15 protein-coding genes and 1 tRNA gene are annotated in these 14446 nt (G+C 61.5%); 11 read left to right on the top strand and 5 right to left on the bottom strand.

What is annotated here, in order from left to right; all coding sequences use genetic code 11:
- Positions 1–16: 16 nt before the first annotated feature.
- Entirely contained in the window at positions 17–1741 is a 1725-nt protein-coding gene (locus VFF99_RS02110) for a proline--tRNA ligase (RefSeq protein WP_325014538.1), read from the bottom strand.
- Positions 1742–1939: 198 nt separating this feature from the next.
- Here VFF99_RS02110 and VFF99_RS02105 point away from each other — a divergent pair, with 198 nt between their 5' ends.
- Entirely contained in the window at positions 1940–2524 is a 585-nt protein-coding gene (locus VFF99_RS02105; RefSeq protein ID WP_325014537.1) for an RNA pyrophosphohydrolase, read from the top strand.
- Positions 2524–3063, top strand: a complete 540-nt coding sequence (locus VFF99_RS02100; RefSeq protein ID WP_325014535.1) for a CNP1-like family protein — start codon at positions 2524–2526, stop codon at positions 3061–3063. Before VFF99_RS02105 ends, VFF99_RS02100 begins: the two co-directional genes overlap by 1 nt.
- A 19-nt stretch (positions 3064–3082) precedes the next feature.
- On the opposite strand, the gene proB is transcribed toward VFF99_RS02100, so the two are convergent.
- The 4 genes from proB to rplU all read right to left on the bottom strand — a co-directional run bounded on the left by proB (position 3083) and on the right by rplU (position 6093).
- A complete protein-coding gene (gene proB, locus VFF99_RS02095) occupies positions 3083–4201 on the bottom strand; it encodes a glutamate 5-kinase (protein ID WP_325014533.1) in 1119 nt (372 codons plus the stop codon).
- A gap of 50 nt (positions 4202–4251) precedes the next feature.
- Positions 4252–5361, bottom strand: coding sequence for a GTPase ObgE (obgE, locus tag VFF99_RS02090; RefSeq protein ID WP_325014531.1), 1110 nt, complete (start codon positions 5359–5361; stop codon positions 4252–4254).
- Positions 5362–5486: 125 nt separating this feature from the next.
- Entirely contained in the window at positions 5487–5744 is a 258-nt protein-coding gene (rpmA, locus tag VFF99_RS02085; protein ID WP_325014529.1) for a 50S ribosomal protein L27, read from the bottom strand.
- A 37-nt stretch (positions 5745–5781) separates the two neighbouring features.
- The gene (rplU, locus tag VFF99_RS02080) at positions 5782–6093 is read right to left on the bottom strand and encodes a 50S ribosomal protein L21 (protein WP_325014527.1); all 312 of its coding nucleotides are present in this window, start codon (positions 6091–6093) and stop codon (positions 5782–5784) included.
- A gap of 239 nt (positions 6094–6332) precedes the next feature.
- On the opposite strand from rplU, the gene ispB reads away from it, so the two are divergent.
- From ispB to yacG, 9 genes are all read left to right on the top strand, one after another.
- A complete protein-coding gene (gene ispB / locus VFF99_RS02075; protein ID WP_325014525.1) occupies positions 6333–7322 on the top strand; it encodes an octaprenyl diphosphate synthase in 990 nt (329 codons plus the stop codon).
- 43 nt (positions 7323–7365) lie between these two features.
- Positions 7366–7442 (top strand) — tRNA-Pro (locus VFF99_RS02070).
- 64 nt (positions 7443–7506) lie between these two features.
- On the top strand, positions 7507–8772 hold the full coding sequence (locus VFF99_RS02065) for an HlyC/CorC family transporter (protein WP_325014523.1): 1266 nt from the start codon (positions 7507–7509) through the stop codon (positions 8770–8772).
- A gap of 139 nt (positions 8773–8911) precedes the next feature.
- Positions 8912–10642: a type IV-A pilus assembly ATPase PilB gene (gene pilB, locus VFF99_RS02060; RefSeq protein ID WP_325014521.1), complete on the top strand. Its 1731-nt coding sequence runs from the start codon at positions 8912–8914 to the stop codon at positions 10640–10642.
- A gap of 13 nt (positions 10643–10655) precedes the next feature.
- Complete coding sequence (locus VFF99_RS02055) at positions 10656–11885, top strand: type II secretion system F family protein (protein ID WP_325014519.1); 1230 nt, start codon at positions 10656–10658, stop codon at positions 11883–11885.
- The gene (locus tag VFF99_RS02050) at positions 11885–12751 is read left to right on the top strand and encodes an A24 family peptidase (protein ID WP_325014518.1); all 867 of its coding nucleotides are present in this window, start codon (positions 11885–11887) and stop codon (positions 12749–12751) included. Before VFF99_RS02055 ends, VFF99_RS02050 begins: the two co-directional genes overlap by 1 nt.
- Position 12752: 1 nt before the next feature.
- On the top strand, positions 12753–13370 hold the full coding sequence (coaE, locus tag VFF99_RS02045; RefSeq protein ID WP_325014516.1) for a dephospho-CoA kinase: 618 nt from the start codon (positions 12753–12755) through the stop codon (positions 13368–13370).
- Positions 13371–13494: 124 nt separating this feature from the next.
- The gene (zapD, locus tag VFF99_RS02040) at positions 13495–14250 is read left to right on the top strand and encodes a cell division protein ZapD (protein WP_325014514.1); all 756 of its coding nucleotides are present in this window, start codon (positions 13495–13497) and stop codon (positions 14248–14250) included.
- A gap of 8 nt (positions 14251–14258) precedes the next feature.
- A complete protein-coding gene (yacG, locus tag VFF99_RS02035) occupies positions 14259–14444 on the top strand; it encodes a DNA gyrase inhibitor YacG (protein ID WP_325014511.1) in 186 nt (61 codons plus the stop codon).
- The last annotated feature ends 2 nt before the right edge of the window (positions 14445–14446 follow it).

Below are 14446 nucleotides of genomic sequence, written 5' to 3'. Positions count from 1 at the left end.
CCTTGACCCGGCTTCCTCAGGCCGCGAGGCGTGCCTTGACAAAGCCAGCCATCTCGGCGACAGGAACGGACGTGGCTTCGGTGTCGCGGCGTCCCTGGTATTCCAGCTTGCCGTCCTTCAGGCCACGGTCGCCGATCACTACGCGATGCGGCACGCCGATCAGCTCCCAGTCGGCAAACATGGCGCCCGGGCGCTCGCCGCGGTCGTCCAGGATCACATCCACGCCGGCCGCCAGCAGCGCGTCGTACAGCTTGTCGGTCTCTGCCTTCACCGCCTCGCTGCGGTCGTAACCCATCGGGCACAGCACCACCTGGAACGGTGCGATCGCGGCCGGCCAGATGATGCCCTTCTCATCGAAGTTCTGCTCGATCGCCGCACCCAGAATACGGGTCACGCCGATGCCGTAGCAGCCCATCTGCATGAGCTGCGGCTTGCCGGTTTCATCCAGGTAGGTCGCCTTCATGTCCTCGGAATAGCGGGTCCCGAGCTGGAACACGTGACCGACCTCGATGCCGCGCTGGATGGCCAGCTCGCCCTTGCCGTCCGGCGAAGGATCGCCGGCGACGACGTTGCGGATGTCGGCGACGATGGGTTCCGGGATGTCGCGGCCCCAGTTGGCCCCGGTGTAGTGGTAGTCCTCGTCATTGGCGCCGCAGACGAAATCATTCATGTTGGCCACGGTGCGGTCGGCGACCACCTTGACCGGCTTCTTCGTGCCGATCGGGCCGAGATAGCCGGGCTTGGTACCGAAGTATTCGACGATCTCGCTCTCAGTGGCGAAACGGAACGTGGAAAGGCCGGGTACCTTGCTGACCTTGACCTCGTTCAGGTCATGGTCGCCGCGCAGGAGCAGCAGCCAGATTTCGGACGCCGCGCCTTCCTTGTCGACCGCCAGCACCAGCGACTTGATGGTCTGCGCCAGCGGCAGCTTGAGCAGTTCGGCCACGTCTTCGCACTTGGCCTTGCCCGGCGTGGGCGTCTTCTCCAGCGCCTGGGTCGGTGCGCCGCGCGACGGAATGAGGGAAACCGCTTCCGCCGCTTCCATGTTTGCCGCGTAATCGGAATTCGGGCAGTAGACCAGCGCGTCTTCTCCAGTGTCGGCGATGACGTGGAATTCATGCGAACCGGAGCCGCCGATGGCGCCGTTGTCGGCCGCGACCGCGCGGAACTGCAGGCCGAAGCGGTTGAAGATGGCGACATAAGCGTCGTACATGACCTTGTACGACTTCTGCATGCCGTCCACGTCGCGGTCGAAGGAATACGCGTCCTTCATCGTGAATTCACGGCCGCGCATCAGGCCGAAGCGCGGGCGGCGCTCGTCGCGGAACTTGGTCTGGATGTGGTACAGGTTGACGGGCAGCTGGCGGTAGGACTTGATCTCGGTGCGGATGACGTCGGTGATCACTTCCTCGGAGGTCGGCTGGATCGCATAGTCACGGCCGTGACGGTCCTTGACCCGCATCAGTTCCGGACCCATCTTGTCCCAGCGTCCGGTCTCCTGCCACAGCTCGGCGGGCTGCACCACCGGCATCAACAGCTCGACGGCGCCGGCACGGTTCATTTCCTCGCGAATGATGTTCTCCACCTTGCGTATGACCCGCAGGCCCATGGGCATGTAGGTGTAGATGCCCGAACCGAGGCGTTTGATCATCCCCGCGCGCATCATCAGCTTATGACTGACGATTTCTGCGTCCGAGGGGGCTTCCTTGAGTGTGGAAATAAAAAAACGGGATGCGCGCATGGCGGTAATTCTTTTTAAAAAGAGAGAGTTATAATCGATCTCAATTTTAAAGGATTAGCTGGCTGATGCATCCTTTCCCGACACATTTGATTCACGCCGGTGCCCGTTCAGCGGCCCCGGATGATGGCTGCGTGTAGTCACGCGTGCAAAATTGTAACGATGAGGATCGTCTAGCCGCAGAAAGTTTTGAGGTGCAACATGCTGGATCGTGAAGGCTTCCGCCCGAACGTCGGCATCATCCTGCTGAACGCCAATAACGAGGTTTGGTGGGGCAAGCGGGTGCGGGAACATTCCTGGCAGTTTCCGCAAGGCGGCATCAAGTTCGGCGAAACGCCCGAACAGGCGATGTATCGGGAGCTCGAAGAAGAAGTCGGCCTGAAGGCCGAGCACGTGAAGATCATCGGCCGCACACGCGACTGGCTGCGTTATGAAGTCCCGGACCGCTTCATCAAGCGCGAGGTGCGCGGGCATTATCGCGGCCAGAAGCAGATCTGGTTCCTGCTGCGCATGATCGGCCGCGACTGTGACATCAACCTGCGCGTCACCGACCATCCGGAATTCGACGCATGGCGCTGGCACAATTACTGGGTGCCGCTCGATGTGGTCATCGAATTCAAGCGCGACGTGTACCAGAAGGCGCTGCAGGAACTGTCGCGCTTCCTCACGCGTCCGTCGGGCGGCAGTGCGCAGCGCAACGGCGCCCGCTACCTCAGGCAGAACCATAGCGCACGCAGCACGGGGAACACTCAGCCTGCCGCGGCCAAACCGAAGACCGAAAGCTGATGGCACACACACCCTACTCCATCGCTGCCGCCGCGGCCGCCCTGCTGGCGTTTGCGGTGACGGCACACGCGCAGTCACGTTTCGAAGAGGATTTCGACGACAAGGAAAAGCCCTGGCAGGAAATCGCGGTACAACTGCCGCAGGCGCCGAAGCAGGAAGACCTGGCGTCGTTCTATGTGAGCGCGACGGCGACGCAATCGTTTGCGGTCGACACCAAGTCAGTGAGCGTCGGCACGGACGGCGTGATCCGCTACTCGCTGGTTGCGATCAGCGAGGCCGGTGCGAAGAATGTCAGCTATGAAGGCATCCGCTGCGCCACCTATGAACGGAAGCTGTATGCGTTCGGGCGTTCGGACGGCAGCTGGTCGCGCTCGCGCAAGGACCAGTGGGAACGGATCCCGGCCAATGCCATGAACCGTCAGCATGCCGCCCTGGCAAAGGATTTCTTCTGCGAGGAAAAGTCGATTGCGGGGACGGCTGACGATATCGTCCGGCGGCTTCGCCAGAACCGCCCTCTCAGCCCGCAAGGTACGCGCTGACCGGAGCCGGTCCGGCCCCTTAGAGCAGGACCATATTGTCCCGGTGGACCAGTTCCGGCTCTTCCACAAATCCGAGGATGGACAGAATTTCGGTTGACGGACGGCGCATGATGCGCCGCGCATCCGAACTCGAGTAATTGCTGATGCCGCGCGCGACGGGACGGCCCGTCTCGTCGGTGCAAGTAACGACGTCACCGCGCCCGAACTCGCCGGCCACTTCGATGACGCCGATCGGGAGCAGAGACTTTCCTTCCGCCGTCAGCTTCTGCACCGCGCCCGCATCCAGCACGACCTTGCCTGCTGTCTGCAGGTGGTCCGCCATCCATTGCTTGCGCGCGGTCAGTTGCGCCGTTTGGGCGACCAGCTGGGTACCGATCGATTCGCCCGCGGCCAGGCGCACCAGGACTTGATCTTCCCTGCCCCAGGCAATGACCGTATGCGCACCGGAAGTGGCAGCCCTGCGCGCCGCAAGAATCTTGGTCAGCATGCCGCCGCGGCCGATCCCCGTGCCCGCGCCGCCTGCCATCGCTTCCAGCGCGGGGTCGCCCGCCATTGCCTCGCGCACGAGGGTAGCCGCGGGGTCCTTGCGCGGATCGGCGGTGAACAGGCCCTTCTGGTCGGTGAGGATGATCAGGGCGTCGCCCTCGATCAGGTTGGCGACCAGCGCGCCGAGGGTGTCGTTGTCGCCGAATTTGATCTCGTCGGTCACCACCGTGTCGTTCTCGTTGATGATGGGGACCACGCCGAGGTTCAGGAGCGTGAAAAGGGTGGAACGCGCATTCAGGTAGCGCTCGCGGTCAGCCAGGTCGGCGTGGGTCAGCAGGACTTGCGCGGTGCGCAGGTTGTGGTGGCGGAAGCTGGTCTCATAGATCTGCGCCAGGCCCATCTGGCCGACGGCCGCGCACGCCTGCAATTCATGCACCCCGGTGGGACGCTTGTCGAATCCGAGCCGCTGCATGCCTTCCGCAATGGCGCCCGAGCTGACCAGCACGACCTGCTTGCCGAGGGAGCGGAGCTGGGCGATCTGCTCCGCCCATTTCGCGATGGCGGCATTGTCGAGCCCCTTGCCGTCGTTGGTCACGAGCGAGGAGCCGACCTTGATGATGAGGCGCTTGGCCTTTTGAATGACGGAATTCATTGTTTTTTATCTGAAACCGCCATCATGCCAGAGGATGGCGTGCGCTGTCGTTAGTCGATGACCTTGAAGCGCGGGTCGTCAGGATCGATCGACACGATGCCACGCGCCTCTTCCGCCATTTTCGTTTCCTCGGCGCGATGCTCCTGCTGGCGCTGCTCGGCAAGGTAGTCGTAAATGGCGTGGATCAGGTCTTCGCATCCTTCGCGCGTCAGTGCGGAAATCTCGAACACCGGCCCTTTCCAGCCGAAACGCTTGATGAAATCCTTGACGCGTTTCTGGCGCTCGTCGGCCGGCACCACGTCCAGCTTGTTGAGGACCAGCCAGCGCGGCTTGTCGTACAGCGATTCATCGTACTTCTTCAGTTCCTTGACGATCGCCTTCGCCTCCTTCACCGGATCGATCTTGTCGTCGAACGGTGCGAGGTCGACGATGTGCAGCAGCACCCGTGTGCGCTGCAGGTGGCGCAGGAACTGGTGGCCGAGACCGGCGCCTTCCGCCGCACCTTCGATCAGGCCCGGAATGTCAGCGATGACGAAACTCTTCTCATGGCTCACGCGCACCACCCCGAGGTTCGGGTGCAGCGTGGTGAAGGGATAGTCCGCGATCTTCGGACGCGCATTCGACACGGCCGTGATGAACGTCGACTTGCCCGCGTTGGGCATGCCCAGCAGGCCGACATCCGCCAGCACCTTCAGCTCCAGCTTCAGCTCGCGGCGTTCGCCCGGCTTGCCGTCGGTTTTCTGGCGCGGTGCGCGGTTGGTGGATGATTTGAAGTGGATGTTGCCCCAGCCGCCTTCGCCGCCCTTGGCCAGCATCACGCGCTGGCCATGCTCGGTCAGGTCGGCGATGATCTCGCCGGTGTTCATATCGCTGATCAGCGTACCCACCGGCATGCGCAGCTCGATATCGTCCGCGCCCTTGCCGTAGCAGTCGGAACCGCGGCCGTTTTCGCCGTTGCGTGCCTTGTGCAGCTTGGAGTAGCGGTAATCCACCAGGGTGTTGATGTTGCGGTCGGCGGTCGCCCAGATGCTGCCGCCCTTGCCGCCGTCCCCGCCGTCCGGGCCGCCGAACGGCCGGAATTTTTCGCGGCAAAACGACGCGACGCCGTTACCGCCGTCACCAGCAATGACTTCAATTTTTGCTTCGTCGATGAACTTCATGTTTTGCCGCCGAAAATGGCGTTGAAAAAGGATGGAAAAAATGATGCCGCAAACTAAAAAGGCCCTACCGTCGGCAGAGCCTTTTAGTGGAAGGCTTTCGCCTTTGCTGCGATGTCAGGTCCGCATTACGCCGGGACGACGATCACGGTGTGACGCTGCAGCGGGCCCTTGGTGGTGAACTGCACCTTGCCGTCGATCAGGGCGAACAGGGTGTGGTCCTTGCCCATGCCGACGTTCTCGCCAGCGTGGACGCGGGTGCCGCGCTGACGCACGATGATGCCGCCCGCATTGATAGCCTGGCCGCCGTAAACCTTGACGCCCAGTCGTTTCGACTCGGAATCGCGACCGTTGCGCGTAGTGCCGCCGCCTTTTTTGTGTGCCATTTCAGACTCCTTGGTATCCGGTTTGTTCGATCAGGAATTAAGCGTTGATCGAGACGATCTGCAGTTCGGTGTAGTTCTGGCGATGGCCCTGACGCTTCTGGTAGTGCTTGCGGCGGCGCATCTTGAAAATCTTCACCTTGTCGTGGCGACCGTGCGCCACTACCGTAGCCTGGACCTTGGCACCTTCGACCAGCGGAGCACCGAACTTGATGCTGTCGCCAGCGCCCACTGCGAGCACTTGATCGAGAGTGATTTCGGAACCAATGTCAGCCGGTATCTGTTCTACTTTAAGTTTTTCGCCAGCAGCAACCTTGTACTGTTTGCCGCCGGTTTTTATGACCGCGTACATGTGAAACCTCATCGAATGATTGTGAATGAACTTTTTCCCCCGCTTCGCCTATTTACACCACGCCGAATCAGGAAAACTCCTAATTATACATGGACTTAGCGCGACGGTCAAAACCCGGTTGCGGATCTTTCCGGACATGCCGGACTGGCATTGGCACTACGGCAACTCCCATATCCATGGCGGAAGTACAGGCTTGTCGTCGTATAATTCACAAAATTCACGTTATTCGCAGGTTTATCTTGTCTGCCGCCCTCCAACCCGCTTCCCAGAACACCATCATCCAGCCGATCAGCGCCGACATGGACGCCGTCAACACGGTGATCCGCCGCCAACTGTATTCGGAAGTCCCCCTGGTCAACCAGATCGCCGAATACATCATCAGCGCGGGAGGCAAGCGCATCCGGCCGGTCCTGGTGCTGCTGATGGCCAACGCCTACGGCTACAAGGGCAGCCACCACCATGAGCTCGCGGCGGTGGTCGAGTTCATCCATACGGCGACCCTGCTGCACGACGACGTCGTCGACGAATCCTCGCTGCGGCGGGGCCGCAAGACCGCCAATGCCCTGTTCGGCAATGCGGCGTCGGTCCTGGTCGGCGACTTCGTCTACTCGCGGGCGTTCCAGATGATGGTCGCGGTGAAGAACATGCGCGTGATGCAGATCCTGGCCGATGCGACCAACGTGATCGCCGAAGGCGAAGTGCTGCAGTTGCTGAACATGCACGACCCGGACGTGACTGAAGAGCGCTATCTGCAAGTCATCCGCTCCAAGACGGCGAAACTGTTCGAGGCAGCCGCCCAGCTTGGCGCCTTGATCGCGGGCGCACCGGAAGATGGCATCGAGGCGGCGGCCGAATACGGCCGCTCCATTGGCACAGCATTCCAGCTGGTCGACGACGTGCTGGACTATTCCGGCAATGCGGCCGATATCGGCAAGAACGTTGGCGATGACCTGCGCGAAGGCAAACCCACCCTGCCGCTGATCTACCTGATGCAGAACGGCACGCCGACGCAGCGCGATCTGGTCCGCGCCTGCATCGAGACTGGAGACGAACAGCATTTCGACGAGGTCTTGAACGCGATCACTGGTTCCGGCGCGCTGGAATACACGATGCAGGCAGCCGAAAAAGCCGCCGCGCGCGCGGCAAATGCAATTTCGTCGATGCCGGGTAGCGTTTTCAAGGATTCTCTGCTACAATTATGCGCTTTCGCAGTTCATCGCAATCACTAGCTTCGCGTGAAGCCGTTTTCGTGATTCCGCGGTGACACCGCATCGGGGTGTAGCTTAGCCTGGTAGAGCGCTACGTTCGGGACGTAGAGGCCGGAGGTTCGAATCCTCTCACCCCGACCAGTTTTGCATATACAAACTTCCAATATGCAAACTTCCAATATGCAGATTTCCACACGGTGACCCTTTGGATGCCGTTCCCATATGGGCCCAGATCCTCGGGCTCGTCCTGCTTTTACTCGTCTCAGGTTTTTTTTCAATATCGGAAACAGCGATGATGGCCTTGAGCCGCTATCGCATCCGGCATCTTGCGTCCGCCGGCAACCGTCGCGCCACGCTTGTCCTCAACCTGCTTGAACAGACCGAGCGCCTTCTCGGGGTGATCCTCCTCGGCAACAACCTGGTCAATACGGCGACCTCGGCCCTGGCGGCCACTTTCGCAATCCATTATTTCGGCGAGAGCCAGTATGCGCTGGCCATTGCATCGACCGCCGTCGCCTTCGCGATCATCATCTTCGCCGAGCTGACGCCGAAGGTGATCGGCGCCACCTATCCCGAACGGATCGCTCTGCTGATTGCGCCCGTGCTGCGCCTGCTGACGATTGTGATGAGCCCGGTCGTCTGGGTCACGAACCTGGTCGTCAAACGCCTGCTGCGCTTGATGCGCGTGCCGGAAAAGCCGGGAGAAAGCGCCATCTCGGCGGAAGAATTGCGGAGCATCGTGCTCGAAGGCGGCAACTTCATCCCGCAAAAGCACAAGAGCATCCTGCTCAACCTGTTCGGGCTGGAAGAGATTTCGGTGGAAGACGTGATGACGCCGCGCGCGCAGATCGAGGCGCTCAACCTCGCCGTGCCGGTGGAGGAAATCGTGCACCAGCTCACGACCTGCTACCACAACAAGCTCCCGGTGTACGAGGGCGAGATCAACCGCGTGGTGGGCATCCTCCACGTGCGCAAGGCGATGGCCCTGTTCAACCATGAGGAAGAGCTGACGGTCGACCACTTTCGCCAGTTGCTGACACCGCCCTATTTCATCCCCCAGGACACCGGGGTTTTCACGCAGCTGCAGTATTTCCAGGAAAACCATGAGCGCCTGGGCATCATCGTCGACGAGTATGGCGAGGTGCAGGGCCTGGTAACACTGGAAGACATCATCGAAGAGATGATCGGGGAGTTCACCACCTCCATGCCGGGCGCCTCGCGCGCGGACGGCTTCGCATGGGACGAACGCGGCGAATGCCTGCTCGAAGGGGCCACTCCCCTGCGCGAGATCAACAAGCACCTCGGCCTGGATCTCCCCCTCGACGGCCCGAAAACACTCAACGGACTGCTGCTGGAAGAGCTGCGCGACATCCCGGAAGCCAACGTCAGCGTGAAGATGAAGGGCTGCGTGGTCGAAACCGTCCAGTCGCAGGGACAGGCGATCAAGGTCGTCAAGCTGATTCGCACCTGATGCCGCCGGACCGTTTCAGCCGCGTCACACTCTGGCTGAATCATCGTAACAGTTTGTCACAATATCTTTACAAATCAGATGCCTATAGGCATCATCTAATGCAACTTGGACGATTGTGACCCAAATTTTGGCTGACTAAATGGCGGCGGTTCTTCCCAACCAGGCGACTAGCTCGACGATGTCCGGCCTTGCACGCGCATTGGTGCAGGCTGGCCGGCTGTCCGCGCAGCAGGCCGAGGCCTTGCATAAGCAGTCCCTCGCCGAGAAGCTGCCCTTCATCGACGTCCTGCTCGGCAGCGCCAGCATCGACGCCCGTTCGCTCGCGGCATTCTGCTCCGAGACCTTCGGTTATCCGATCGTCGATATCTCCGCCTTCAACCAGAGCTTCCTTCCCGAGAACGTCATCGATGCGAAGCTGATGCAGAAGGAGCGCGTGATCGCACTGGCGAAGCGGGGAAACAAGATTTCGGTCGCCATTTCCGACCCCACCAATACCCATTCGCTCGACCAGATCAAGTTCCAGACCGAACTGTCGGTCGAACCGGTGATCGTTGAACATCCGGTGCTGGTCCAGCTGATCGAAAAGCTCAGCCAGAGCGCCGAACAGCACCTTGACGAACTGATCGGCGACGATTCGGACATCGACTTCGGCGACGAAGACATGCCGGCCGCGGCGCAAGCCGATGCCGTCAGCGCCGACATCGACGATGCCCCGGTGGTGCGCTTCCTGCAGAAGATCCTGCTCGACGCGATCAACATGGGCGCATCGGACTTGCACTTCGAGCCCTTCGAAAAGTTTTACCGGATACGCTTCCGCATCGACGGCGTGCTGCGCGAGATCGCCCAGCCGCCGCTGGCAATCAAGGAAAAGCTGGCCTCGCGCATCAAGGTCATTTCCAAGCTGGACATCTCGGAAAAGCGCGTGCCTCAGGACGGCCGCATGAAGCTGGTCGTCTCCAAGAACAAGGCCATCGATTTCCGCGTCAGCACCTTGCCCACCCTGTTCGGCGAAAAGATCGTGATGCGTATTCTCGATCCGTCGCAGGCGCAGCTCGGCATCGACGCGCTGGGTTACGATCCCGACCAGAAGGAATTGCTGCTCAAGGCCATCGAACGGCCTTACGGCATGGTGCTGGTGACCGGCCCGACCGGCTCGGGCAAGACGGTGTCGCTGTACACCTGCCTGAATATCCTGAACAAGCCCGGCATCAACATCTCGACCGCCGAGGACCCGGCGGAAATCAACCTGCCCGGCGTGAACCAGGTCAATGTGAACGACCGCGCGGGCCTGACCTTCGCCGCAGCGCTGAAAGCCTTCCTGCGCCAGGATCCGGACATCATCATGGTCGGCGAAATCCGCGATCTCGAAACCGCCGACATCGCCATCAAGGCGGCGCAGACCGGCCACATGGTGTTCTCGACCCTGCATACCAACGATGCGCCGTCCACGCTGACCCGCCTGATGAACATGGGGGTCGCGCCCTTCAACATCGCCTCGTCGGTGATCATGATTACCGCGCAGCGCCTCGCGCGCCGCCTGTGCACCTGCAAGCAGCCGGTGGTGATACCGGACGAGGCGCTGGTCGAGGCGGGCTTCAGGGAAGAAGAGCTGGACGGCACCTGGATGCCGTACAAGGCGGTCGGCTGCGACCGCTGCAACGGCAGCGGATACAAGGGACGCGTCGGCATCTATCAGATCATGCCGATCTCGGAAGACATCGAACGCATCATCCTGGCCCACGGCACAGCGCTGGAAATCGAGCAGCAGGCCAAGCGCGACGGCGTCAAGACGCTGCGGGAATCCGGCCTGGTCAAGGTAAAGGCCGGTTTGACCAGTCTCGAGGAAGTGCTCGGCTGTACCAATCTATAGATAGGGGAAGCACATGGCCACTGCCAGCAAATCCGCGGCAAACGCTGCGGTCAAGGAAGTCATCTATGCGTGGGAGGGCAAGGACAAGTCTGGCAAGATCGTCAAGGGCGAGCTGCGGGCCGGCAGCGAAACCATCGTCAACGTTACGCTGCGCCGTCAGGGCATCCTCGTCACCAAGGTCAAGAAGAAATCCTTCACCTCGGGCAGAAAGATCACCGACGCCGACATCACCCTCTTTACCCGGCAGCTGGCAACGATGATGAAGGCCGGGGTGCCGCTGCTGCAATCCTTCGACATCGTGGGCAAGGGTCACGCGAACCCATCCGTGGCCAAGCTGCTGCAGGACATCCGTACCGACATCGAGACGGGCAGCAGCCTGAACCAGGCCTTCCGCAAGTTTCCCCGCTACTTCGACAACCTGTTCTGCAACCTGGTCGCCGCCGGCGAGCAGGCCGGTATCCTGGAAGACTTGTTGACGCGCCTTGCGGTCTACAAGGAAAAGACGCAGGCGATCAAGGGCAAGATCAAGTCCGCCCTGTTCTACCCGATTTCCGTGCTCGTCGTGGCGTTCGTGGTGACCACCGTGATCATGATCTGGGTGGTGCCCGCTTTCAAGCAGGTCTTCACATCCTTCGGCGCCGACCTGCCGGCGCCGACACTGTTCGTCATGGCAGTGTCGGACGCCTTCGTCGCCTACTGGTACATCATCTTCGGCACGATTTTCGGCAGCCTGTACCTGTTCTTCCAGGCCTGGCGCAGGTCGCCCAAGGTGCAGCGCTTCATGGACAAGGCACTGCTGCAGGCACCCATCTTCGGCCCGGTGATCCGCAAGGCGACGATTGCGCGCTGGACCCGTACGCTGGCCACCATGTTCGCCGCCGGCGTGCCGCTGGTGGAATCCCTGGATTCGGTCGGCGGCGCGTCCGGCAACGCCATCTACATGGAAGCCACCAAGCGCATCCAGACCGAGGTCAGCACCGGTACCAGCCTGACCACCTCGATGCAAAGCTCCGGCGTGTTCCCGAACATGGTGACGCAGATGGTTGCCATCGGCGAGGAATCCGGCGCGCTTGACCAGATGCTCAGCAAGGTTGCCGACTTCTACGAACAGGAAGTCGACGATGCCGTCGAGTCGCTCTCGAGCCTGATGGAACCGCTGATCATGGCTATCCTCGGCGTGCTGATCGGCGGCCTCGTGGTGGCGATGTATCTCCCGATCTTCAAACTGGGTGCCGTTGTCTGATGCTCGAACTGCTCCTCTCCGCACCTCCGGCCAGCCCGCTGCCGGCCGCCACCGCCGCGCTGTTCGGCCTGATGATCGGCAGCTTCCTGAATGTGGTGATCCACCGGCTGCCGCGCATGATGCAGCGCGAGTCCGACAATTACGTCGCGCAGGAAAGCGGCAAGGAACCGCCGCACACCGACCGCTACAACCTGATGGTCCCGCGCTCGGCCTGCCCGCATTGCGGCCACCGCATCGGGGCACTGGAAAACATCCCGGTCATCAGCTACCTCTTCCTCGGCGGAAAATGCCGCAAGTGCAAGGCGCCGATCTCGATCCGCTATCCCCTGGTCGAACTGCTGACCGGGATCCTGTCTGCGCTGCTCGTCTGGCGCTTCGGCACCGGCCTGGCCGGCCTGTCGACGCTGCTGTTCGCCTACCTGCTGATCGCGATGACCTTCATCGACGCCGATACCCAGCTGCTGCCCGACGACCTGACCTTGCCGATGCTGTGGTGCGGCCTGCTGGTCAACCTGAACGGCACATTCGTCCCGCTGCACGAAGCCGTCATCGGCGCCGCGGCCGGCTACCTGAGCCTGTGGACGGTCTACTGGCTGTTCAAGCTGGCGACCGGCAAGGAAGGCATGGGCTACGGCGACTTCAAGCTGCTCGCCGCGCTCGGCGCCTGGCTGGGATGGAAGATGCTGCCGATTATCATCCTGCTGTCATCGGCGGTGGGCGCGGTGGTCGGCATCGCCCTCATCCTGCTCGCCCGGGCCGGACGCCACAATCCGATCCCGTTCGGCCCCTACCTGGCGGCGGCCGGCCTGATTGCCCTCCTCTACGGCAAACAGCTGGCGCAGACTTACCTCGGCTTTGCGGTCTGACATGGGCGCACGTCGGTTTACGGTCGGCCTCACGGGTGGAATCGGCAGCGGCAAGACAACGGTGGCCGATATGCTGGCCGCGCGCGGCGCGAGCGTGATCGATACCGACCAGATTGCCCACGCGCTGACCGCGCCGGGCGGAGCGGCAATCCCGGAAATCCGCGCCCAGTTCGGCGATGCCTTCCTGACGCCGGAGGGCGCCATGGACAGGGCGAAAATGCGCGCTTATGTATTTGCCGAACCCGCAGCAAAAGCGCGGCTGGAGGCGATCCTGCATCCCCTCATCCGCATCGAGACCGAGCGGGCAGCCGAAGCGGCAAGCGGCGCCTATGTCGTGTTCGCCGTGCCGCTGCTGGTCGAGTCGGGCTCCTGGAAGCAGCGCGTCTCGCGCGTGCTGGTTGTCGACTGCGCCGAAGAGACGCAGGTGCGGCGCGTGATGAGCCGCAGCGGGCTTCCCGAGCAGCAGATCCGCGCCATCATGGCGGCGCAGGTCTCGAGACAGGAGCGGCTGGCGGCAGCCGACGACGTGATCGACAATGACGGCGACGTGATGGCACTGGTGCCGCAGGTCGACAAAATCCACGCGCTGTATACTGCATTGTCGGCTTCGGACGGCTGAAGGAAGGGCAACACCTCCGTGGCGGGCGATTTGCCTCGTCTGCAATATTTGTATTTTTCTATGGGTTCGTTCAGAATCACGTAATTGTTTCCAGCCCAACCTTTATTGCTAAAGGGACGCCACTTTGATCATTTACGAATACCCTTTCAATGAGCGTATTCGCACTCTGCTGCGGCTGGAAGATCTTTACGACAAGTTCATCTTTTTCCTGCACCAGGAACATCCGCAGCAACACCACGTCGCTCTTGCCACGATCTTCGAAATGCTCGAGGTCGCGGGCCGTGCCGACCTGAAATCGGACCTGCTGCAGGAACTCGAACGCCAGAAGCAGACGCTGCTCGGTTTCAAGTCCAATCCGAATGTCGCTTCCGACCAGCTCGACAAAGTCCTGTCGGATGTGGACCGCAGCCTTGCCGCCTTGATGAATTCGCAGGGCAAGACCGGCCAGAACATCCGCGACAACGAGTGGCTGATGAGCATCCGCGGGCGCACCATCATCCCCGGCGGCGCCTGCGAGTTCGACCTGCCGTCCTATTACGCCTGGCAGCAGCGCGCGCCTCAACAGCGCTTCAACGACATTTACGGCTGGTTCACCCCGATGGTCCCGCTGTTCGACGCCATCAGCCTCGTGCTGCGTCTGCTGCGTGAATCGGGTCGCTCGACGAAAACCATCGCCAAGGCCGGCAGCTACCAGCAAATGCTGCAGGGCAAGGCATACCAGATGGTTCGCCTGGGCATCGACGAGGCGCTGGGTGCGATCCCGGAGATCTCGGCCAACAAGTACATGTTGTGGGTGCGATTCACCTCCCAGGATGGCGACATGAAGCCGAAGTCGTTCGAGAACGATGTGCCTTTCGAACTGGCCCTGTGTAACTTTTGAGGTGTGTGATGGCGACCGTGGTTGATTGCCCGACGTGCGGCAAAAAGGTCGAATGGACCGAAGCGAACAAGTACCGGCCCTTCTGTTCCGAGCGATGCAAGCAGATCGATCTCGGCGCGTGGGCGGAGGAGAAATACAGCATCCCCGCAGTCAATCCGCCGAAAGACCTGGACGACGGCGACCTGCCCCACTGATT

Source organism: Noviherbaspirillum sp. (assembly GCF_035654295.1).
Lineage (GTDB): Bacteria > Pseudomonadota > Gammaproteobacteria > Burkholderiales > Burkholderiaceae_D > Noviherbaspirillum.
Note: the sequence above shows the minus strand (reverse complement) of the source record. Positions and strands in the feature narration are given on the sequence as shown.